The sequence below is a fragment of the Rhodococcus sp. NPDC003383 genome, from assembly GCF_053589115.1.
This window is the reverse complement of the sequence record NZ_JBSFRG010000031.1, coordinates 20,876-40,821: the sequence shown is the minus strand read 5'-3', so window position 1 is coordinate 40,821 and position 19,946 is coordinate 20,876. Positions and strand designations below refer to the sequence as shown.

The window sequence follows — 19,946 nt, the reverse complement described above, 5'->3', positions numbered from 1 at the left end:
GATGTTATGCGGTGCCCGTCACCTGTTCGAGCGCGCGTTCGACCCGGGCCAGCGCCGCCTGCCAATGAGTGCGTTGCCGCTGCCGTTCGTCGGGCCCGGCGAGGCGTTCCTGGTGGAATCTCAGGACGGTGCCCGTCGGGCCGGCCTGCACCGCCACCTGCACCGTGGTGTCGTGATGCCACGTCGGAGGGCGCCAGGTCAGGCGCACGCGATCGGACTCGTGACGGCTGCGCAGTTCCCCACCGGTTCCGTCGTCCGCCTGCCACTGCTCTCCCTTCTCGAGCGGGATCACGGCGCCTGCGCCGAGCCAGAGGCCCGGTTCTTCGACGATCAGCGACCACACCGCGTCGATCGGGTGCGGGAGTGTCTTGGAGACGCCGATCTGCCAGCCGGCGTCCCTGGTCTTGCCGACGGTGTCGGTCATGCCTGTTCCTTCCGTCGATGTGCGCGGACCTTGTCCCGGTTGCCGCACCGGGCCATCGAGCACCACCGGCGGTTGCCGGCGCGCGAGGTGTCGACGAAAACGAGCGGGCAGTCGTCGGCGGCGCAGCGTTTGATCCTGGACGCGCGCGGTCCGCCGAGCAGGTCGACGGCGTCGCGGGCCAGGGTCGACAGGGCCTGGTCGCCGGTGATCGGGACGACCGTGCCGGGCGCCGCGAGTTGCGGCGCGATGTCCGGCCGGGCCGCGGCGGCATCGATGACCGCGGTGTCCGAAGGGCTGGGTCCACAGCCGTCGATGCATCGGTTCAGGCTGTGCCACAGCGCTTCCCGAAGGTCCTTGGCCTGCGCGACGTCGTGCGGGCCGAGCCGGACGTGTGCGGCCGGGACCCGCATGCGGGCGGCGATCCAGTTCGTCAGGTCGTCGGGTGTGTGGAGTGTTTCCCACCGGGCCCGCTCCGCCGCGCCGCCGGTGTAGACGAAGTCCACACACAGCGATCCGGAATCGACCTCGAAGTCGATCCCCTCCGGGGAACGCAGCATCACCATGTAACCACCTTACGGGGTTACAAGAATCGTCGGCAAGCGCAGCGCGTAGGCTGCCCTCCGTGCTGATCGAACCGCGCACCCTCGACGACCCGGCTGTCCTCGAACTCCTCGGTGAACTGCAACTCGAATACGTCCACCGCTACGGCGGCCCCGACGACAACGAACTCCTTCCGGCCGAGTTCGTCGCACCCCACGGCACCTTCCTGCTCGCCCGCGACGAGGGACAGGCCGTCGGTATGGGCGGCTGGCGCACCCTCGACGGGTCCTGTCCCGGTATCCGCCCCGACGACGCCGAGATCAAACGCATGTACGTGCGGGACACGGCCCGGCGACGCGGGATCGCCCGGCGTCTTCTCGGCGCCCTGGAACGCACCGCCACCGACGCCGGGCGACGCCGGATCGTCCTGGAGACCGGTACCGCGCAACCCGAGGCGATCGCCCTGTACGAGGCGAGCGGCTACACCCCGATGGCCGAACGGTACGGCCGGTACGCGCACACCGAGTTCGCGCGCTACTACAGCAAGGCGCTGCCGCCGCTTCGGCTGGCCACCTCGTCGGATCTGCCGCTCCTCCAGGACATCGAGCGAGCGGCGGGCGCACCGTTCGCGGAGATCGGCATGACGGTGGTCGCCGACGACGAGCCGCCCACCATCGAAGAGCTGCAACACTATTGCGACGGCGACCGCGCCTGGGTGCATCTCGACTCCGGGAACCGGCCGGACGCCTACCTGATCGTCGACGTCGTCGACGGGCACGCCCACATCGAGCAGGTCTCGGTGCATCCCGACCACGCGCACCGCGGGATCGGGAGGATGCTCATCGAGCACGTCACGCAGTGGGCCCGCGACCGCGGCCACCGCGCCTTGACGCTCACCACGTACGTGGACGTGCCCTGGAACGGCCCGTACTACGAGCGCCTCGGGTTCCGGTTCGTCGACGACGCGCACCTCGGCCCCGAACTGCGGGAGATCCGCGCCGCGGAGGCGCGCCACGGCCTGGACCGGTGGCCGAGGACCGCGATGCGCCGGGAGCTGTGAGAACGGCCTGGTATCACTACGGCCGTTCCGTCACAGCGCGGCGACCGCGCGCATCCCCTCGATGATCGCCGAGTCGAGTCGCCGCGGCGTCACCGCGTCGCCGACACGCACCACGCGGAAACTCTCGCCCTGCAGGTCGCGCCACAGCTCGTCGACCGGCTCCTGGTGCGTCGCCACGACCACGTAATCGACTGTGCGGACGGAGCTTTCGGCGGTGAAATGGTTCAGCAGTGTCACCTCGACGCAGTCGGTGTCCGTCAGGGCGGCGACCACCACGTCGGTGACCTGCTCGATGCCCTTGTCGTGAGCGCGCCGGACCCAGCCGTTCATCTCGAGGGTGAGCCCGAGGTCCTGGCCGACGATCATTCCGCTGGTGCACACGGTGACCGCGCAACCGCGGTCGGCGAGCAGCTCCGCGACCGAGGTCGCCTGATGGAATCCCAGGTCGTCGACGACGAGCACCCGCCCTGCCGGTTCGGTGCGACCGCCGAGCACGTCGCGCACGTCCACCACCCGTGACGACTCCCCCGCCCAGTCCGGCCGCCGCGGCCGGGCCCCGGTGGCGATCACGACAGTGTCCGGCCGGTATGCCCGGACGGTCGCGGCGTCGACGTCGACGCCGGTGCGGATCTCGACACCGAGCCGACGGCACTCGGCTTCCAGACTCGCGACGGCACCGAGCAGCTCACCGCGGTGCGGCGCGGACGCGGCGACACGAATCTGACCTCCCACCAGAGATTCCCGTTCGAGAAGTGTCACGGCGTGTCCGCGCTCGGCGGCGGTCACCGCGGCCTGCAGGCCCGCCGGTCCCCCGCCGACGACGAGCACCTTCCCCGGCACGGCCGGATCGGGCCGCGTCGCGTCCTCGTATCCGGCATACGGGTTGACCGCGCATCCGATCGGACGGCCCAGCCCGACCCGTCCGATGCAGTCCTGATTGCAGCCGATGCACGGGCGGATCTCGTCGCCGCGTCCGTCGAGGACCTTGCCCGCGAAACCGGGATCGGCGATGTGGGCGCGCACCGCCCCGACTAGATCGCAGACCCCGTCGGCCAGGGCGGCGCGGACCTGGTCCGGGGTCGTGAAGCGGCCCACCCCGACCACGGGCAGGTCGACGGCGGTGCGGATGGCGTCGGGCACGAACAGCGAATAGCCGTGCGGCGTCGACATGGGCGCCTCGACGAGATACAGGGTCTCGGTCGCGACCCCGACCGAGGTGCTCAGGTAGTCCACGTGCCCGGTCGCTTCGAGCATGCGCGCGACGCGCACGGCATCGTCGATGTCGATGCCACCGGGGGTGCCGTCGTGCCCGCTCAACCGGACCCCGAGGACGTATCCGGGACCGAGCGCTGCGCGCACCGCGGCGACGACCTCGAGCAGCAGCCGGGCGCGTCGGTCGAGGTCGCCGCCGTAGTCGTCGGTGCGCGGGTTGGCGCCGGGGGCGAGGAACGCGCGCAGGATCGACGCCTGCGAGCACTGGATCTCGACACCGTCGAACCCGCCGTCGGCACAGCGCCGGGCCGCGTCCGCGTAGCCCGCGACGAGTTCGCGGATCTCGTCCGCGCCGATCGCGACGGGCACCTCACGGAACAGCGGGTCCGGATCCGGCGCGGGCGCCCACAGCGGCCGGCCGGTGTACATTCCGGTGCCCTGGGCGCCGTTGTGGTTGAGCTGGGCGAGAATTCGCGCGCCCTGGGCGTGCACCGCTTCAGTGAGACGACGGTACCCGGGCAGCACCGCCGGATCCCAGCCGCGGATCAGCTTCTCGTACGGCCGATCCGACGGGTGCACCGTGTGCTCTTCGGTGACGATCATCGCCGCGCCGCCGCGGGCGCGCGCGACGTAGTAGGCGATGTGCCGGTCGGTGACCTCGCCGTCGACGGCGAAGTTCGTCAGGTGCGCGGGAAAGACGATGCGGTTGCGCAGCGTGACCGGGCCGAGCCGCAACAGATCGTGCGGGTCGGCGCCGGTCACGTCACGCGGCACCGGTCAGACCTTCGAGTTGCCCTGGTCGAGCGCCATCTGGCTGCCGGTGATGGTCTTTGCGCGGTCGCTCGCGAGGAACAGCACGGCGTCGGACGTGTCGTCGGGGTCGGCGATCGGCTTCTCGGTGAGGATCGGCGCGAAGTTGGGGAGCCAGTGCGGGTACTTCTCGAACATCTTCAGCGCACCCGGGTCGGTGCCCATCGGCGTGTTCACGCCGTACGGGTGGATCGAGTTGACGCGGATGCGGTACTCGCCCAGCTCCTTCGCGGCTGTCTGGGTCATGCCGACGAGACCGAACTTGGCTGCGGCGTAGTTGATCTGGCCGGGCATGGCCTTCAGGCCCGCGACCGAGCTGACGAGGATGATCGAGCCGCCGTTGCCCGCCTCGATCATCGCGGGAGTGGCGGCCTTGATGGTCTTGAAGACACCGGTCAGGTTGATGTCGATCAGTTCCTCGAACTGCTCGTCGGGCATCTCCCAGAAACGGTTCCACGAGCAGATGCCCGCGTTGGCGACGACGACGTCGAGGCGGCCGAACTGGGCGACCCCTTCGTCGACGACAGCCTTGAGGGCCGCACTGTCGCGCACGTCGGCGATGCGGGCGACGATCTTGCCGCCGGCTTCCTCGACGAGCCGCACGGTCTCGTCGAAGTCCTCGCGGGTCGCCTGCTCGTAGGAGACGTACTCGGAGACCGGTCCGGCGACGTCGACGCCGATGATCGAGGCCCCTTCCCGTGCGAAACGCAGCGCGTGGTTGCGGCCCTGCCCGCGCGCGATGCCGGTGATGAAGACGACCTTGCCGTCGAACTCGCCCATGTGGCGTTCCCCTTCGATCCGCGATTGAAACCTATTACAGTTCTGCGGCGAGACGATACCCCTCCCGGATCGCCTCCCGCACCGTCCGTGGTGCGACGCAGTCACCGATTCCATTGCGCCTGATTCCGGCGAGTTTGTCATCAGGCAATCCCGCTGAGCAGTCCACGAACAATGCATCCGGAACGGTGCTCCGTTCCCCGGTGATCGGGTGTTCGAGGTGGACACCGGTCGGGTCGACCGCGCGCACCGTGACGCTGCGGTGCCGGGTGATGCCGGCCCGTCGCAGCCGGGCGTTCGCGCCGACCAGGTCGCCGGTGGGTGCGAGCCGTGATCCTGCGATGGGATCGCAGGTCGCGTAGTGCACCGGGTGGCCGAGCGCGGCCAGTCGCTCGGCGACCGCGACCGCGATCGGCCCGCCGGCCGGATCCCACACGAGCATCGTCCGCGGCTCGGCCGGTGGACGATCCAGGACCCGGCGCGCGGTCGTGTAGCAGGCGGCGTCGGCAGCGACCGGGAACCCAGGCTGCCGGTCCCGGCTGCCGGTCGCGAGCACGATCGCGGTACCGGCGGCGTGCGCGTCGTCGAGGTCGGGGGCGGTGACCTCGGTACCGCACCGCAAATCGACACCGCTGTCGCGGCACCGGTCCTCGAGCCAGTCCGCGAGGGTCGCGAGGCGGTCGCGTCCGACGCCGGCGGCCGCGGTCCGCAGCAGGCCACCGCACCGGTCGGCACGCTCGCGGACCTGCACCCGATGACCCCGGGCGGCGAGGGTGCGAGCGGCCTCGAGACCGGCCGGGCCACCCCCGACGACGAGAACGTCCCGGGATGTGGAGGCCGGCGAAACAGACTGCTCATCCTCGTGCCCCGCCTCGGGATTGCCGATGCATCCGACCACCGGATTGTGGAAGTCGCGGACGAGGCACGCCTGGTTGCACAGCACGCACGGTCGCGGGTCGCGTCCGGCACGGACGGTCGCGACGAGATCCGGGTCGGCGATCTGCGCGCGGGTCATCTCGACGGCATCGCAGACGCCGCCCGTGAGCATGCGACAAGCGTGCTCCGCGTCGACGATGCTGCCCTGCAACACGATCGGAACGGTTCCGGCGACCGCGTCGCGGATGTGGCGGCACAGTTCTGCGTTGAAACCGGGTGGGGTGTGCGCGTCGGGCCGGTACGAGCCGGGGGTGAACAGGCCGCCTCGAACGACCGTCAGCAGGTCTAGGTGCGGCGCGAATTCGGCCGCGTGCGCGGCGGCGAGGTCGGGTGTGATCCCGGCCCACGGCGCGTTCTCGTCGCAGCACAGCCGCAACGCAAGGATCCGTCCGGGACCGAGCTCGCTTCGGACCGTGGTGATTACGCGGTTCAGCAGCAGGGTCCGGTCGGTGCCGTAGCGGTCGGTACGCATATTGGTCAGCCCCGAGACGAACTGCCGCAACAGTGAGGCCGGACCGGCGTCGAGTTCGATGCCGTCGACGCCGGCGGCGACCGCGGTCGCGGCAGCCCCGCGGAAACCGTCGACCACCGAATCGATGTCGGCCGCGGTCATCTCGGCGGGCAGCTCCCGGGTCGCCGGATCCGGAACCCGCGACGGCGCGTGCAGCGGCGCCCGGGTCCAGGCACTCGATCCCTGCAGCCCGGCGTGGCCGAGCCCGGCGAGCACGAGCGTGCCGTGCGGGCGGCACGCGGCGACCGTCTCCGCCCAGCCGGCAGCACAGTCGGCAGCCAGCGGTGCCCGCTCGTAGGGGTGGTCGGCAGCGTGCACCGAGGCGACCTCGGTGACGACGATGCCGGCACCGCCGCGGGCACGCCGTGCGTAGTAGTCGACGTGCCGCCGTGAGAGTGCTCTACCCGCAGCGAGATTGGTCTCGTGCGGCCCGAAGATCACCCTCGCCGGCGCGGTCCGTCCGGCGAGGGTGATGGGATCGGTGAGCACGGAGCTTCGTGGACCCCGGTCAGATACCGAGGTCGCGACGGAAGCCCTCGGGCACGACCACATCGTCCGGGGTGAGCTCGTGGATCGAGGTTTTGCCCAGGCCCATCAGCGCCGAACCGATTCCGCCGCTGAGGATGTCGAGGACGTTCTCGACGCCGGCCTGACCGTTCGCGGCCAGACCCCACAGGTAGGCACGGCCGATGAGCACCGCCTTCGCACCGAGCGCGAGGGCCTTGACGACGTCGCTGCCGCGGCGGATACCGCCGTCGAGCAGCACCTCGACGTCCTTGCCGACCGCCTCGGCGATCGCCGGCAGCGCCCGGATCGGCGCGGGGGTGCCGTCGAGGTTGTTGCCGCCGTGGTTGGACACCGAGATCGCGGTGACACCGGCGTCGACGGCGCGCTTGGCGTCGTCGACCCGCATCACGCCCTTGAGCATGAACGGGGCATCCCCCCACTGCTCGCGCAGCCAGGCCACGTCCTCCCAGGTGGGCAGCGGGGTGGTCATCCACTCGCCGTAGGCACCGAAGAACGTCGGCGCCGCACCGCCGGGCGGGGTCAGGTTCGGGGTGGTCAGGTCCGGCACGCCACCGGTCTTGGCCCACTCGAGCAGCCACTTCGGGCGGAAGATGCCCTCGGGCGCGAACTTGACCATCGCCTCGAGGTTCATCCGCTCCGGGATCGCCGGGCTGCCCCAGTCGCGGCCGTTGGAGAACGACCAGTCCAGGGTCATGATCAGGCCCTTGGCTCCGGCTGCGCGGGCCCGCTCCATACGCTGGACCAGCACGTCCCGGCTGCCGACCCAGTACATCTGGAAGAACGTCTTGTCGTTGACCGCGGCGACATCCTCGATGGACTTCGAGGCGAACGAGCTCAAGCCCATCGCGACCCCACGGGCGGCGGCCGCCCGCGCGACCGCGACCTCCCCGTCCGGGTGCACGGCCTGCACACCGGTCGGCGAGATCAACACCGGCATCGCCACGTCCTGCCCGAGGACGTGGGTACCCATTTCCCGCTTGTCCGACAGTCCGGCGACGTGCGGCGCGAAACCGAGTTCCCGGAACGCGGCGATGTTGTCGTCGACCGTCAGGCCCGCTTCGGAGCCGGCGACGAGCGCGCCGTAGACGGATTTCGGCAGCCGCTTGCGGGCACGTTCCTGCGCGACGGCGACGGTTTCGAACCAGGGGTCGGTCGCCCACGGGTTCTTCAACCAGGATGGCTTGGCCATGGTCTGTGGTCTCCTCGGGAATTACAGTCCTGCGAGCGGGTTTTCGTCGCAGAACTTGGCGGGGGGCTTGGTCAGCAGGGTCAGCGGAACCGGCGCGGCCGGGGTGCGGCGCTCGGCGCGCTTGCCGGTGCGCGAGTGGTCGACGCTGGACTGCGGCACGGTGCGCTCGCCGGCGAGCGCGGACTGGCCGTAGCCCTGGACGCATTCGGGGTCCGGGCCGTCCATCGGCAGGCCGGTGAAGAACTTCGCGGCCATGCAGCCGCCGCGGCACGCGTCGAAGAAGTTGCACGAGGAGCACGCGCCGGCGGACTGCGGCTCGCGCAGCTGCCTGAACAGCTCGGAGTTCTTCCATACCGAGGCGAATCCGCCGTCGGTGAGGATGTTGCCGGCGTGGAAGTTGTCGTGGATCGCGAACGGGCACGCGTAGACGTCGCCGACCGGGTCGATCAGGCACACCACCCGACCCGCGCCGCACAGGTTCAGCCCCGGCAGCGCACCGGCACCGCTCTGGCCGCCGAACGCGGACAGGTGGAAGAACGAGTCGCCGGTGAGCACACCCTCGCCGTGCGCGACGAGCCAGTCATAGAGCTGCCGCTGCTGCTCGTGCGTCGGGTGCAGCTCGTCCCACACGTCCACCGCGCGTCCGGACGGACGCAACCGGGTGATGCGCAGGGTGGCACCGTACTTGTCGGCCAGAGCCTTGAACTCGTCGAGCTGGTCGACGTTCTCGCGGGTGACGACGACGGAGATCTTGGCGTCGCGGAAGCCGGCCTCGGACAGGTTCTCCAGCGCGCGCACGGCCATCGCGAACGATCCGGGGCCGCGGACGGCGTCGTTGACCTCGGCGGTCGCGCCGTCGAGGGAGATCTGCACGTCGACGTAGTCGGAGGCGGCCAGGCGCGCAGCGACCTTCTTGTCGATGCGCACCCCGTTGGTGGAGAACTTCACGCCCACCTGGTGCTCGGTGGCGTAGTCGACCAGTTCCCAGAAGTCCGAGCGCACGGTGGGTTCGCCACCACCGATGTTGACGTAGAAGACCTGCATGCGCTGCAGTTCGTCGATGATCGCCTTGCACTGCTCGGTCGACAGCTCCCGCGGGTCGCGTTTACCGGACGAGGACAGGCAGTGCACGCACGACAGGTTGCACGCGTAGGTCAGTTCCCAGGTCAGGCAGATCGGGGCATCGAGGCCCTTCTCGAACTGGTCGACGAGACGACCCACTTTCGGGGGTGCAGAGGTGACGGGTGGTTCGAGCAGAGACGTCATGGCGGGTCCTTGCTGGTTCGGGGCGTCAGGCGGGGACGATCATGTGGGAGTCGGCCAGCGTGCGCAGGGCATGCAGGTAGGGCCGCTCGGCGTTCTCGTCGATTCCGTGGGCGCGCAACGCATCCCGCACCGAATCGTGCTCGCCCAGACAGCGGACGACCTCGACGATCACGGTGTTCTTCAGAAACGACAGCTTGCGGGTGCCGAAGTGGTAGAGCAACGCCCCGAACGGCTCGGGGCGAAGCGCTACCTGCGGGTGGAGCCGCCACATGGCGCCCGGATCGAACTGTGCAGTTGCCACGGCGGTGGCTCCGGGTGCGGACATGTCAGTACACGCCGCACATGCCGTCGATGGAGACCTCTTCCACGAGGGACTCCTCGATGAGCTCGGACTCGATCACCGCGTTGTCACGATCGGACATGTTTCCTCCTCGGATTTCTGCTCCAGGTGTGGAGTCGACGCCACAACCAGTCTTGCGTTGTGACTCGGTTCACCACTGTAATGGCATCGAGTGCAGAATGTCATCTATGGATCGAGGGAATCATGCGTAGCCGTCGGAAACCGTCCGCTCGGACAGGTCGGCGCCCCTCCACCACGAGGGAGGGACTCAGCGCCGTCGGCATCGAACTGTTCCGCGAACGCGGCTTCGACGAGACCAGCGTCGACGAGATCGCCGAAGCCGCCGGGATCGCACGCCGCACGTTCTTCCGCTACTTCCCGTCCAAGAACGCGGTGCCGTGGGGCGACTTCGACGAGCACCTCGCGCACATGCGCGCCCACCTGTCCGCACTTCCCGAGGACATGCCCCTCGCCGAGGCCCTGGCGTCGGCGCTGCTGGACTTCAACACCTTCCCCGAGTCCGAGGCGCAGCGACACCGCGCCCGCATGGAACTGATCCTGCGCAACCCGACCCTGCAGGCGTATTCGTCGGTGATGTACCAGGGCTGGCGGCGGGTCATCGCCGAGTTCGTGGCCGCCCGGACCGGCGCCTCGGCCGACGATCACTTCCCGCGTACCGTCGCCTATCTCATGCTCGCCGTGGCGGTCTCGGCATACGAACAATGGCTCGCCGACGACTCCGCCGAACTACCCGACCTGCTGGCCTCGGGGATGCGCACCCTCTACAGTGGGCTGAACTCCCCGGCCGTCCCACCGAACGAGGCCCAGTCATGAGCGTGCTCGATTCCCTCGCCCCCTGCACACCCGGACGCTGGACGCACGATCACGTCACGGTCGAACGCGTCGAGTCCGGCCCGTTGACGTTGCGCCGCAACGACGGCCGCCTGCACGTGACGCATTCGCTCGGACCGGCCGATCTCAGCGAACGGCTCGTCGCCGGCGTCACCGCATCGATCGAGGACGCCGACTTCGGACAGGACGAGTTCGAGTTGACGATGGTCGGGCTGGTGCGTTCGACCGTCCCCGATCCCCTCGACGCGTGGGTCACCTACTACCGCAACTCCCTGGGTGAACTTCTCGACGGCACAGCGGATTTCGCACCCATCCACGACAAGGCGGCGGAGTTGGTCCGCGGTCGCGTGCTGGACCTCGGGTCGTGCTTCGGTTTCCTGCCGTTGCGCCTGGCCGGCGCGGGAGCTCAGGTGACCGCCACCGACATCCTTCCGGGCACCATGTCCCTGCTCGACGCCGTCGCCCCACGTCTCGGCCTGTCCGTCGACACCCTGGTGTGCGACGCCGCGCACGTGCCGGTTCCCGACGACAGCGCCGACACGGTCACGGCGATCCACCTGCTCGAACACGTCGACGACACGATCGGTGCCGCCGTCGTCGCCGAAGCGCTGCGGATCGCCCGGGAGCGGGTGGTGATCGCAGTGCCGTTCGAGGACGAGGCCACCGCCTGCCACGGCCACGTGCGCACCTTCGACCTCGACGCACTGACGCGGCTCGGCGAATCCACCGGCCGGAACTTCGAGGCGTTCGAACATCACGGCGGGTGGCTGGTGCTCGACGCCTCCTGAGTCGAACCGCCTACATCGGACCGCCGGTCAGCGGGTCGCTGCCGGGGCGGACAGGTGCAGGAGCGGGAACGGGCGGCCGTCGCCGTCGGTCTCGGATCGTCCGGTGACGACGAAGCCGCGTCGCCGGTAGAACGCCACCGCGGCGGGATTCTGCTCGTTGACATCCAGCGTGAGTGCGGGATGCCGGCGCAAGGCATCCTCCAGCAGGATCGACCCGACACCGGTTCCGCGGTACTCGTTTTCGACGAAGAGCATCTCCAGCCGGCCGTCGGCGAGCCCGGAGAATCCGACGATCCGTCCTCCGGTCACAGCGACCGTGAGGTCCACGGCAGCCAGGTATTCCTGCGCCATCCGGTCTTCGTAGAAGGCGATGTCGTCCGCGGTGAGGAAGTGATGGGTGGCGCGCACCGCGCTCCGCCACACCTCCACGAGCCGGGCGAGCTCGTGTGCCCCCGCACAGCCGCGCAGTTCGATGTCGGTGACTCCGGTCATGGCTCCGATTCCTGATGAGGTGTGGTGACGGTTCGCGGGATCGTGCATCGCGCAGCCGCCGGGCGAGCGTCGACAGTACTTCGTCCCGGGCAGCATCGGAAGGTCCCTGCTCGTACACTGCCTCCCAACGCACATGTCAGGAGGCCGCGGCTGTGAATCTCTCCGGGTTGGATCTGTCCGCGTACGACGCACTGAGTTTCGACTGCTACGGCACGCTCATCGACTGGGAGACCGGCCTCACCGCCGTACTGGCCCCGTGGGCGCGCGAAGCCGGACTCGACGTCTCCGGCGAGGACCTCCTCCTGGCGTACGGGGACAGCGAGGCCGCCGCCGAACAGGACATGCCCGGCGCGCTGTACCCGCAGATCCTGGCCGAAGCGTTCCGTCGTACCGGTGCGACGCTCGGCGCCGACGTGTCCGACGAATGGGCGACCCGGCTCGGCGCATCTGTTCCGGACTGGCCCGCGTTTCCGGATTCCGCTGCGGCCCTGGCGTCACTGGCGCAGGACTACACGCTGATCATCGTCTCCAACGTGCACCGCGAGGGCTTCGCGGGCAGCAACGCCCGTCTCGGGGTCACGTTCGACCGGATCATCACCGCGCAGGACGTCGGCGCCTACAAGCCCGCTCCGAACCACTTCGAGGCGCTCGACGACGCGCTGACCGAACTGGAGATTCCCCGCGAGCGCCTGCTGCACGTCGCGCAGTCGTTGTTCCACGACCACGTTCCCGCCAAGCGTCACGGCCTGCGCTCGGTCTGGATCAACCGTCGCCACGACCGTCCCGGCCAGGGCGCGACCCCGGTCCCGTCCGTCGAGTACAGCTTCGACGCCGAATTTCCCAGCATGCAGGCGTTCGCCGAGGCAGCCCGGGCCGCGAAGCACGGGTGAACCGGTCACTGCACGGCGATGTCGCGGCGGCGCAGGGCCGCAACGCCGGCCGCGGCGAGCAGGACCGCCAGGACGGTGAGCACGACCAGCGGGAGGGCTCGCAGCTCGGCCGCCGGCAGCGCCGGCACGTGCACGAACGGTGACAGATCCATCACCCACTGCGGCAGGTTCAGCAGCGGCCCGATCTGGCCGATGAGCACCCACACCACGAACAGGCCCCACGCGATACTCGCCGCGCGTCCCGGGAAGGCGCCGACGCACAGGACGGCCGTCGCGGCGACCAGCAGCACGGCCGGGACGAACGCGAGCGCAGCCGACATCAGCTCGCCGAGCGGTCCCCCGAGGTCCCCGATCGCGATGCCGTACGGAACCGCGACCGCGACACCGAGAATCACGTGCAGGACCACGATTCCCACGACCACCACGACGACGTGGGACAGCATCCACGGGGCGCGGCCGAGCGCGGTCGACAGCAGCGGTTCCACGCGGCCGGAGCTCTCCTCACCGTGCATCCGCAGCACCGCCTGCACCGCGTACGCGGCAGTGAAGAAGGACATCATCAGGAAGGTCACGGCGAAGTACGCATCGGTGAGCGCCTCGGCGCCACCGCCGAGTTGCGTCATCATGTCGGCGACCGCGCCGCCCTCGTCGAGGAAGTTGTCCATCTCGTCCGCAATGCTCCCGTACGTCACCGCGAGCACCGCGATGCCCAGCGCCCACCACAGCAGCGTGGTGCGCTGCATGCGCCACGCGAATCCGAGAGCCGTCGGCAGGCGCGGAGCGGCCCGGGCCGGGCCCGGGCGCGGCTGCACGAGTCCGGCACCGTGATCGCGCCTTCCGGTCAAGGCGTAGGCGAGCCACACGGTCGCGACGACGAACAGCGCGAAGACCGCGAAGACCCACCATTTGTCGGCGTCGAACGGCCGGACCTGTTGTGCCCAGCCGATCGGGCTGAGCCACGACGGCCACGCGCTGGTGACCCGGATCCCGGACTCGTCGACGCTGCCGGTGGTGTCGCCGACCGCGCGCAGCAGGAACGACAGGCCCAGGGCGGCGCCCGCGAGCCCGTTCGCGGCGCGGGATCCCTCGGCGACCTGCGCCGTCACCGCAGCGATTCCGGCGAAGGCGAGCCCGGTGGCACCCGTCGCGGCTCCGAGCGCCAGCGAACCGCCCACGGGCAGTCCGAACGCGACGGAGACGACCGTGAGCAGCACCGTCAGCACCACGTCCGTGGCGAGTGCAACCAGCAGCGCCGCGGTGAGCATGGCCCGGCGTCCGACGACGGCCGCGCCGACCAGTTCCGCCCGCCCGGTCTCCTCGTTCTGGCGGGTGTGCCGAACCACCATCATCGAGTTCATCAGCCCGGCGGCGAGCGCCAGGAACAGCAGCGTCTGGGCGGCCACCACGGCGCCGAGACTGTCACCCGACACCAGCCCGTTGGTGGCGAGCACCACCGGGGACACGGCGGAACTGACCGCGATCAGGTGCAGGTCGTTCGCGGTCGGGTACAGGTCCTTCAGGCTCACCACCGAGATCGCGTAGACGACGGCGAACGCCACCAGCCACACCGGTATCTGCACGCGGTCGCGGCGCAGCGCCAGGCGGATCAGCCTGCCCGTGCCTGCATAGGCGGGGCTCGGATGCCTGCCGGTCGCGACGGTGCTCACAGTCCGCTCCCGCCGGGCACCTCGTCGCCGTAGTGCCGCAGGAACAGCTCCTCCAACGTGGGTGGGGTGCAGGTCAGGGACGTCAGTTCGAAGTCGAGCAGCCGGCGCAGCACCTCGTCGAGCTGGGCGGTGTCGACTTCGCACTGCACGCGCAGCCCCTCGATCTCCAGGTCGTGGACGCCGGGGTGATCACCGAAACCCACTGCGGGACGGGCCGTTTCGGCACGGATCGAGGTGCGGGTGAGGTGCCGCAGCTCGCTCAGGCTTCCCGATTCGACGGTGCGTCCCTGCCGGATGATCGTGACCCGGTCGCACAGGGCCTCGACCTCGGACAAGGTATGGCTGGACAGCAGGACCGATCGGCCGTCGGCGACGGCTTCGCGCACGCAGTCCCGGAACACCTCGTCCTTGAGCGGGTCCAGCCCGGAGGTGGGTTCGTCGAAAAGGAACAACTCCACGTCCGAGGCGAGGGCGGCCACGATCGCGACCTTCTGCCGGTTGCCCTTCGAGTAGGTGCGGGCCTTCTTGGTGGGATCGAGCTCGAATCTGTCCAGCAGGTCGGCCCGGCGGCGCTCGTCGATGCCCCCGCGCAGCCCGGCCAGCAGGTCGATGGCCTCACCCCCGGTCAGGTTCGGCCACAGGTTCACATCGCCCGGCACATAGGCCAGCCGCCGGTGCAGGTCCACGGAGTTGCTCCACGGATCTCCGCCGAGCAGTTCCGCCCGGCCGGAATCGGCGCGCAGCAGGCCGAGGAGGATGCGGATGGTGGTGGATTTACCGGCGCCGTTGGGTCCGAGGAAGCCGTGCACCTCCCCGACGCGCACCTCGAGGTCGAGGCCGTCCAGGGCTCGGGTCGAGCCGAAGGTTTTGACGAGTTGAACTACGGAGAGTGCCTTCGTCATGTTCGGGAGGCTACTCGGGAGTGGCTGCGGGCGCCGGGTTCTCGGAACCGCACGAGGTTCTCGGTACCGCGCGAGCCGATGGTTTCTGTTGCGTAACGAGTCGAGGGCACAGTGTCCCGTTCGTAACGAACTGTGATCGATGGTCGATAATGCGACGGATCGTTGTCTCCCGCCACTGTCGGCGGGGTTGTTCGTCTGTGGAGGTTGTCTGTGGGTACCCGAGTTCGCCGTGGAATTCTGCGCCGTGGAATTCTGTCCGGGGCCGTGTGCGTCGCAGCCGCGGTCGCAACCATCGCATCCACCGCCCCGGCCGGCGCCGCACCCGTGTACCCGCCGTTGCCGGCCGACCCGTTCTACCGGCCCGCCGCCGCTGCTTCCTCCTCCACACCGGGTGACGTTCTCGGAATCCGGCGCATGCCGACCCCGGCGGGAATCACCGGGGCCGACACCTGGCAGCTCAGCTTCCGCTCCACGAATTCACAGGGCGAGCCGATCACCGCGGTGACGACGGTGCTCGCTCCCGTCGGCAAGGCACCGGACGGGCCGCTGCTGTCGTTCCAGCACGTGATCAACGCACTCGGACCGCAGTGCGCACCGTCGCAGACGCTGTGGACCACCGACCCGAACCTGGAGATCCGCGAGGCTGTCGGCCTGAACGTCGCGCTGCAGCGAGGCTGGACGGTGGCGATCCCGGACCATCTCGGACCGACCAGCGCGTACGGGGCCGCCAAGCTGGGCGGCCAGATCACGCTCGACGGCATCCGGGCGGTCCAGCGGGCACCGGAACTGCAGGTCGCCAACAGCCCGGTCACGCTCGCCGGGTACTCCGGCGGCGGCATGGCCACCGGGTGGGCGGCCGCCCTCGCCCCGACCTACGCTCCCGAACTGAACATCGTCGGGGCCGCGATGGGCGGTGTCCCGATGAACCTGCGGAAGATGGCCGACGGCATCGGCACCGATCCGCATCCGGCGTTCGGCCTGGCGTTCGCTGCCGCCCTCGGCCTCGAACGCGAATACCCCGACCGCATCGATCTCAGCGGACGGCTCACCCCCGCCGGGCAAGCGATGCGTGACGGCCTCAGCGCCGCGTGCACCAACGACATCCTGCGGATCGGCGCGGGCGGCAGCCTGCCGCAGGTCAGCCCGATCAGCCGGCTGACCGACGAACCGGGCGCCCTGGCCGTCGTCGACGAGAACAGCCTGGAGTTGTACCCCGGCGTTCCCCCGATGCCGATCTTCGAATGGCACAGCCCTACCGACGCGCTGATCCCCGTCGATTCGATCACCGCGACGCTCGCCCGGTACTGCGCGGCGGGCGCGCACGTCCAGAGCCTCGAGACCCCGACCCCCGACCACATGTCGGCGGCGGTACTCGGCCTCGGGCAGGCGATGGACTTCCTCACCAAGCGCTTCGCGGGCGAGGAAACCCCTCGCACGTGCTGACGTCGTGCGCGCTTTCGGCTGCGGGAGGTGCCGAAAGCGCGCACGAGGGGCTAGATCAGTCCCTGCTTGCTCGCCGCGTACACCGCTTCGGCGCGGCGGCCGACGCCGAGCTTGCGCATGATGTTGCTCACGTGGAACTTCACCGTCGTGGCCGAAATGAACAGCTGCTCACCGATTTTCGCGTTCGACAGTCCTGCGGCGAGTAGTCGCAGCACCTCGAGTTCGCGGTCGGTGAGCTGTTCGGTCTGCGGGACCTTCCCACTGAGCGTGCGCACCACCGCCGCGGCGCTGCGCGAGTCGAACGCGCTCTCGCCTCGCGAGACGGCCCGGATCGCGCGGACCAGTTCCGTGGTGTCGACGTCCTTGACGACGTAGCCGCGCGCGCCGGCGTGCACGGCCCGCACGACGAGTTGCTCGTCGAGGAACGTGGTGAGCACGAGCAGCCCGAGCCCGGGATGGGCAGCGGACAACTGGCTGCACAGGGTCAGCCCCTCGTAGTCCGACCCGGCCGAGAGCTTCAGATCCATCAGGACGATGTCGGGGCGCATCCGGTCGACGAGTACGAGCGCTTCGTTCTCCGAGGACGCCTCCCCGACGACCTCGAGGTCGGGTTCCCGGTCGAGGATCGACCGCAGCCCCTGACGGAGGATCGCATGGTCGTCGACGAGCACGATCCTCACGGTGTCCCGGCGGGTCCGCGGCGGTGTCACCGTCATTGCTGTTCTCCTGTTCTCGCCGCATCCTCTTCCTGCGGAACGGTTTTCGGAATGGGGATGCGCACCGCTACCCGGACTCCCCCGATTCGGGCGCGGCGCACCTCGAGCCGGCCGCCGAGCTCGTGGGCACGCGCCTGCATGTTCGCCAGGCCGCGGTGCCGGCCGTCGAAGTCGCTGCCGGCGGCCAGCCGCAACATCACCCGGATGCGGGCGGGATCACCGTCGCCGTCGTCGGCGACCGAGAGCAGCACCGACTCGGGTCCGTACGTCAGCCGCAGGACGGCGCGGGTCGCGTTCGCGTGCACGACCGCGTTGAACAGCGCCTCCCCCGCGATCCGCAGCAACGCGTGCTCGACGTCGCCGGACAGTTCGACGGGAGTGCCGCCGACCCGGATCACGATGTCGAGTTCGCCCGGGGTGTGCGCGACCCGCAGTTGCTCGAGCATCTCCGGCAGCGACGACCGATCCGCGTCCGACGGATGGTTGAGCGCGTAGATCGCCGACCGCAGCTGTTCGACGGCGCGGCGTGTCAATTCCTTTGCCAGGTCGAGACGTTCGGCGCGTTCGCTGTCGGGAATGTCGCTGCGGCACACCTCGATCTGCATGCCCGCCGACAGCACGGCCTGGGTGACGCTGTCGTGCAGTTCGCGCGCGATGCGGTGCCGTTCGTCGTCGAGTGCCTGTTGCCGGTGGGCGGCACCGAGTTGCCGTTGGGTCCGTTCCAGTTCGCGCAGGGTCGCTTCGAGTTCGGCGTTGCGTGACTGCAGGTCGGCGGCGGCCCGGTTCGCTTCCCGGTAGGCTTCCTCGGCGCGTTCGAGCAGCAGCTGGCCCCGCTGATAGAGGGCCGAATTCTGCAGGGCCACAGCAGTTTGGCTGGCCAGGATGGACAGCACCGCGCGGTCGGTGGCGTCGAGTGTCCGATGCTCCGGTGTCCACGCCGCGATCGCCCCGGCGACACCACCGCCGAGCACGATCGGCACGAACGCGTGATGGCCCTCGACGATCGGATCCCGGTCGACGCTGCCACCGCGGATGTCGTCGAGGCAGCGCACGACCTCGTCGGGCAGCGGTGGGCCCTCGACGTTGTCGACGAGGAAGGGCGTGGCATCCGGTCCGAGCACGAGCCGGCGGGGTCCGGCGTCGGGCAGCATGCCGTCGGCGAGCGCGAACACCACCCAGCGGGCACTCAGGTGTGCCCGGGCGGCCTCCGCGACCGCGCAGATCAGCGTTTCGGGTCCCTCGACGGTGCGCACGAGCGCCCGCGAGATGAGTTCGAGGGCGTGCACTACCCGTTCGAGACGTTCGGCGGCGCCGCGATACTGCGGGTAGAACGTGGGCTTGCCCGACCGCAGGCCGGTGAGCTGGGACAGGTCCGGGGAAGCGGGATTCACAACGCCGCCCGGAACAGCGCGACCATCTGTTCGTGGGTCGCCGCGCGCGGGTTGGTGGACATGCACGCGTCGCGCAGGGCACCCTCGGCGAGGCGGGTCAGATCCTGTTCTCGCACACCGAGTTCCCGCAGTCCGCGCGGCACCCCGACCTCGCGGGCGAGTCGTTCGACGCGGTCGGCGACGGCGAGGGCGGCCTCCTGTGCGGGGCCGCGGTGTTCGTCCAGGCCGAGGGCCGCGGCGATCGCCGCGAACGGTGCCGGGTCGGCGGCGGCGTTGAATCGGATCACGTGCGGGAGGAGCACCCCGTTGATGACGCCGTGCGGCTGGTCGAGCAGGCCGCCGACCTGGTGGCTCATCGCGTGCGCCGCGCCGAGGATCGCGTTGGTGAACGCCAGGCCGGCCTCGAGGCTGGCCTGGGCCATGGCGGTGCGGTGCGTCATCTCGTGGGGGTCGTCGATGGTGTGGACGAGGGTGCCGGTGACCATCGCGACGGCCCGCAGCGCGTGATGGTCGGTGAGCGGGTTGTGGGCGCGGGAGACGAACGCCTCGATGCCGTGGGTGAGCGCATCGAGCCCGGTCGCCGCGTTCAGGTCGTCGGGCATGGTGGTCAGCAGCCGCGGGTCGATGACGGTCAGGTCGGGCACCAGCGACCGGCCGATGATGGTGATCTTGGTGTTGCGGGTGGTGTCGGTGACGACGCAGAACTGCGACACGTCCGCGCCGGTGCCGGAGGTGGACGGCACCATCACCATCGGCGGGATCGGCAGCGGTGCCCGGTCCACGCCCTCGTAGTCGAGGATGCTGCCGCCGTTCGCGGCGAGCACGGCGATGCCCTTGGCGGCGTCGATCACCGAGCCACCGCCGAGCCCGACCAGCACGTCGCAGCCTTCGGCACGGTAGAGCTCGTGACCGGCGGCAACCTCGAAGTCCTTCGGATTCGGGGTCAGCTCGCTCCACACGACCGGGGCCAGGCCCTGTTCGTCCAGGTGGTGGCGCAGTTCGTCGACCCATCCGGCCTCGACGAGTCCCGGATCGGTGACGAGCATCGGCCGACTGCCGCCGAGGCGCACGGTCGCGTGCGCGGCCTCGGCGAGGGATCCGGCACCGAACACGATCTCGGGGGCATGGAACTTCGCCGGCGTGGGCGTCTCCCTTCCGGCGTTCCCCGATTCGGTTCGACGTTCCGGTATGGCGACGGCCACTGCAGCACTC

Annotated in this window: 20 protein-coding genes; 5 read left to right on the top strand and 15 right to left on the bottom strand. The window is 69.9% G+C overall.

Features of this window, described 5'->3' with window-relative positions; genetic code table 11:
• Nucleotides 1–4 precede the first annotated feature (4 nt).
• Together ACWDTS_RS22865 and ACWDTS_RS22860 are read right to left on the bottom strand one after the other, a co-directional pair.
• Nucleotides 5–424: an SRPBCC family protein gene (locus ACWDTS_RS22865; RefSeq protein WP_450119086.1), complete on the bottom strand. Its 420-nt coding sequence runs from the start codon at nucleotides 422–424 to the stop codon at nucleotides 5–7.
• Nucleotides 421–987: a CGNR zinc finger domain-containing protein gene (locus ACWDTS_RS22860; RefSeq protein WP_450119085.1), complete on the bottom strand. Its 567-nt coding sequence runs from the start codon at nucleotides 985–987 to the stop codon at nucleotides 421–423. Before ACWDTS_RS22860 ends, ACWDTS_RS22865 begins: the two co-directional genes overlap by 4 nt.
• A gap of 59 nt (nucleotides 988–1,046) precedes the next feature.
• Between ACWDTS_RS22860 and ACWDTS_RS22855 the strand changes: the two genes are divergently transcribed.
• Nucleotides 1,047–2,024, top strand: coding sequence for a GNAT family N-acetyltransferase (locus ACWDTS_RS22855; protein ID WP_197257295.1), 978 nt, complete (start codon nucleotides 1,047–1,049; stop codon nucleotides 2,022–2,024).
• Between the two features lie 30 nt (nucleotides 2,025–2,054).
• Here ACWDTS_RS22855 and ACWDTS_RS22850 read toward each other — a convergent pair whose 3' ends face one another.
• Genes ACWDTS_RS22850 through mftA form a run of 7 tightly spaced genes read right to left on the bottom strand, consistent with a single transcriptional unit; the run spans nucleotide 2,055 to nucleotide 9,675 of the window.
• The gene (locus ACWDTS_RS22850) at nucleotides 2,055–4,010 is read right to left on the bottom strand and encodes a mycofactocin system FadH/OYE family oxidoreductase 2 (RefSeq protein WP_307846624.1); all 1,956 of its coding nucleotides are present in this window, start codon (nucleotides 4,008–4,010) and stop codon (nucleotides 2,055–2,057) included.
• 3 nt (nucleotides 4,011–4,013) lie between these two features.
• Entirely contained in the window at nucleotides 4,014–4,826 is an 813-nt protein-coding gene (locus ACWDTS_RS22845; RefSeq protein WP_197257293.1) for a mycofactocin-coupled SDR family oxidoreductase, read from the bottom strand.
• 34 nt (nucleotides 4,827–4,860) lie between these two features.
• Entirely contained in the window at nucleotides 4,861–6,822 is a 1,962-nt protein-coding gene (locus ACWDTS_RS22840; RefSeq protein WP_450119084.1) for a mycofactocin system FadH/OYE family oxidoreductase 1, read from the bottom strand.
• On the bottom strand, nucleotides 6,779–7,987 hold the full coding sequence (mftD, locus tag ACWDTS_RS22835) for a pre-mycofactocin synthase MftD (protein ID WP_450109639.1): 1,209 nt from the start codon (nucleotides 7,985–7,987) through the stop codon (nucleotides 6,779–6,781). The genes ACWDTS_RS22840 and mftD overlap by 44 nt, the downstream gene beginning before the upstream one ends.
• A 21-nt stretch (nucleotides 7,988–8,008) precedes the next feature.
• The gene (gene mftC, locus ACWDTS_RS22830) at nucleotides 8,009–9,253 is read right to left on the bottom strand and encodes a mycofactocin radical SAM maturase (protein ID WP_197257289.1); all 1,245 of its coding nucleotides are present in this window, start codon (nucleotides 9,251–9,253) and stop codon (nucleotides 8,009–8,011) included.
• A gap of 25 nt (nucleotides 9,254–9,278) precedes the next feature.
• Nucleotides 9,279–9,578, bottom strand: coding sequence for a mycofactocin biosynthesis chaperone MftB (gene mftB, locus ACWDTS_RS22825; protein WP_450119083.1), 300 nt, complete (start codon nucleotides 9,576–9,578; stop codon nucleotides 9,279–9,281).
• 1 nt (nucleotide 9,579) lies between these two features.
• Nucleotides 9,580–9,675 carry a mycofactocin precursor MftA gene (mftA, locus tag ACWDTS_RS22820; protein WP_068159438.1) on the bottom strand — a complete coding sequence of 32 codons (96 nt, stop codon included), beginning with the start codon at nucleotides 9,673–9,675 and terminating at the stop codon, nucleotides 9,580–9,582.
• Nucleotides 9,676–9,797: 122 nt separating this feature from the next.
• Between mftA and mftR the strand changes: the two genes are divergently transcribed.
• Both mftR and mftM read left to right on the top strand, forming a co-directional pair.
• Nucleotides 9,798–10,427: a mycofactocin system transcriptional regulator gene (mftR, locus tag ACWDTS_RS22815; RefSeq protein ID WP_197257283.1), complete on the top strand. Its 630-nt coding sequence runs from the start codon at nucleotides 9,798–9,800 to the stop codon at nucleotides 10,425–10,427.
• Complete coding sequence (gene mftM, locus ACWDTS_RS22810) at nucleotides 10,424–11,233, top strand: mycofactocin oligosaccharide methyltransferase MftM (RefSeq protein ID WP_450119082.1); 810 nt, start codon at nucleotides 10,424–10,426, stop codon at nucleotides 11,231–11,233. The genes mftR and mftM overlap by 4 nt, the downstream gene beginning before the upstream one ends.
• 27 nt (nucleotides 11,234–11,260) lie before the next feature.
• On the opposite strand, the gene ACWDTS_RS22805 is transcribed toward mftM, so the two are convergent.
• On the bottom strand, nucleotides 11,261–11,725 hold the full coding sequence (locus ACWDTS_RS22805; RefSeq protein WP_450109637.1) for an acetyltransferase: 465 nt from the start codon (nucleotides 11,723–11,725) through the stop codon (nucleotides 11,261–11,263).
• Between the two features lie 152 nt (nucleotides 11,726–11,877).
• Here ACWDTS_RS22805 and ACWDTS_RS22800 point away from each other — a divergent pair, with 152 nt between their 5' ends.
• Complete coding sequence (locus tag ACWDTS_RS22800; RefSeq protein WP_450109636.1) at nucleotides 11,878–12,615, top strand: haloacid dehalogenase type II; 738 nt, start codon at nucleotides 11,878–11,880, stop codon at nucleotides 12,613–12,615.
• Nucleotides 12,616–12,620: 5 nt separating this feature from the next.
• On the opposite strand, the gene ACWDTS_RS22795 is transcribed toward ACWDTS_RS22800, so the two are convergent.
• Both ACWDTS_RS22795 and ACWDTS_RS22790 read right to left on the bottom strand, forming a co-directional pair.
• Entirely contained in the window at nucleotides 12,621–14,282 is a 1,662-nt protein-coding gene (locus ACWDTS_RS22795) for an ABC transporter permease (RefSeq protein ID WP_450109635.1), read from the bottom strand.
• Nucleotides 14,279–15,184, bottom strand: a complete 906-nt coding sequence (locus ACWDTS_RS22790; RefSeq protein ID WP_197257275.1) for an ABC transporter ATP-binding protein — start codon at nucleotides 15,182–15,184, stop codon at nucleotides 14,279–14,281. Before ACWDTS_RS22790 ends, ACWDTS_RS22795 begins: the two co-directional genes overlap by 4 nt.
• Before the next feature lie 210 nt (nucleotides 15,185–15,394).
• On the opposite strand from ACWDTS_RS22790, the gene ACWDTS_RS22785 reads away from it, so the two are divergent.
• Nucleotides 15,395–16,627 (top strand): lipase family protein, encoded by a 1,233-nt coding sequence (locus ACWDTS_RS22785; RefSeq protein ID WP_248675893.1) that lies wholly within the window; start codon nucleotides 15,395–15,397, stop codon nucleotides 16,625–16,627.
• Nucleotides 16,628–16,677: 50 nt separating this feature from the next.
• Here the strand turns inward: ACWDTS_RS22785 and ACWDTS_RS22780 are convergent, their stop codons facing one another.
• Genes ACWDTS_RS22780 through ACWDTS_RS22770 form a run of 3 tightly spaced genes read right to left on the bottom strand, consistent with a single transcriptional unit; the run spans nucleotide 16,678 to nucleotide 19,924 of the window.
• Nucleotides 16,678–17,343, bottom strand: a complete 666-nt coding sequence (locus ACWDTS_RS22780) for a MadR family response regulator transcription factor (RefSeq protein ID WP_197257273.1) — start codon at nucleotides 17,341–17,343, stop codon at nucleotides 16,678–16,680.
• A complete protein-coding gene (locus ACWDTS_RS22775) occupies nucleotides 17,340–18,734 on the bottom strand; it encodes a MadS family sensor histidine kinase (protein WP_450119081.1) in 1,395 nt (464 codons plus the stop codon). The genes ACWDTS_RS22780 and ACWDTS_RS22775 overlap by 4 nt, the downstream gene beginning before the upstream one ends.
• Nucleotides 18,731–19,924 (bottom strand): iron-containing alcohol dehydrogenase, encoded by a 1,194-nt coding sequence (locus ACWDTS_RS22770; RefSeq protein ID WP_248675909.1) that lies wholly within the window; start codon nucleotides 19,922–19,924, stop codon nucleotides 18,731–18,733. The genes ACWDTS_RS22775 and ACWDTS_RS22770 overlap by 4 nt, the downstream gene beginning before the upstream one ends.
• Nucleotides 19,925–19,946: the final 22 nt, after the last annotated feature.

What these genes read in the sequence shown, in the direction of transcription:
- mftA (WP_068159438.1), bottom strand. Translation starts at nt 9,675, where the DNA reads ATGTCCGATCGTGACAACGCGGTGATCGAGTCCGAGCTCATCGAGGAG.
- ACWDTS_RS22865 (WP_450119086.1), bottom strand. Translation starts at nt 424, where the DNA reads ATGACCGACACCGTCGGCAAGACCAGGGACGCCGGCTGGCAGATCGGC.
- mftC (WP_197257289.1), bottom strand. Translation starts at nt 9,253, where the DNA reads ATGACGTCTCTGCTCGAACCACCCGTCACCTCTGCACCCCCGAAAGTG.
- mftD (WP_450109639.1), bottom strand. Translation starts at nt 7,987, where the DNA reads ATGGCCAAGCCATCCTGGTTGAAGAACCCGTGGGCGACCGACCCCTGG.
- ACWDTS_RS22780 (WP_197257273.1), bottom strand. Translation starts at nt 17,343, where the DNA reads ATGACGGTGACACCGCCGCGGACCCGCCGGGACACCGTGAGGATCGTG.
- mftM (WP_450119082.1), top strand. Translation starts at nt 10,424, where the DNA reads ATGAGCGTGCTCGATTCCCTCGCCCCCTGCACACCCGGACGCTGGACG.
- ACWDTS_RS22790 (WP_197257275.1), bottom strand. Translation starts at nt 15,184, where the DNA reads ATGACGAAGGCACTCTCCGTAGTTCAACTCGTCAAAACCTTCGGCTCG.
- ACWDTS_RS22805 (WP_450109637.1), bottom strand. Translation starts at nt 11,725, where the DNA reads ATGACCGGAGTCACCGACATCGAACTGCGCGGCTGTGCGGGGGCACAC.
- ACWDTS_RS22860 (WP_450119085.1), bottom strand. Translation starts at nt 987, where the DNA reads ATGGTGATGCTGCGTTCCCCGGAGGGGATCGACTTCGAGGTCGATTCC.
- mftR (WP_197257283.1), top strand. Translation starts at nt 9,798, where the DNA reads ATGCGTAGCCGTCGGAAACCGTCCGCTCGGACAGGTCGGCGCCCCTCC.
- mftB (WP_450119083.1), bottom strand. Translation starts at nt 9,578, where the DNA reads ATGTCCGCACCCGGAGCCACCGCCGTGGCAACTGCACAGTTCGATCCG.
- ACWDTS_RS22845 (WP_197257293.1), bottom strand. Translation starts at nt 4,826, where the DNA reads ATGGGCGAGTTCGACGGCAAGGTCGTCTTCATCACCGGCATCGCGCGC.
- ACWDTS_RS22840 (WP_450119084.1), bottom strand. Translation starts at nt 6,822, where the DNA reads ATGTGGTCGTGCCCGAGGGCTTCCGTCGCGACCTCGGTATCTGACCGG.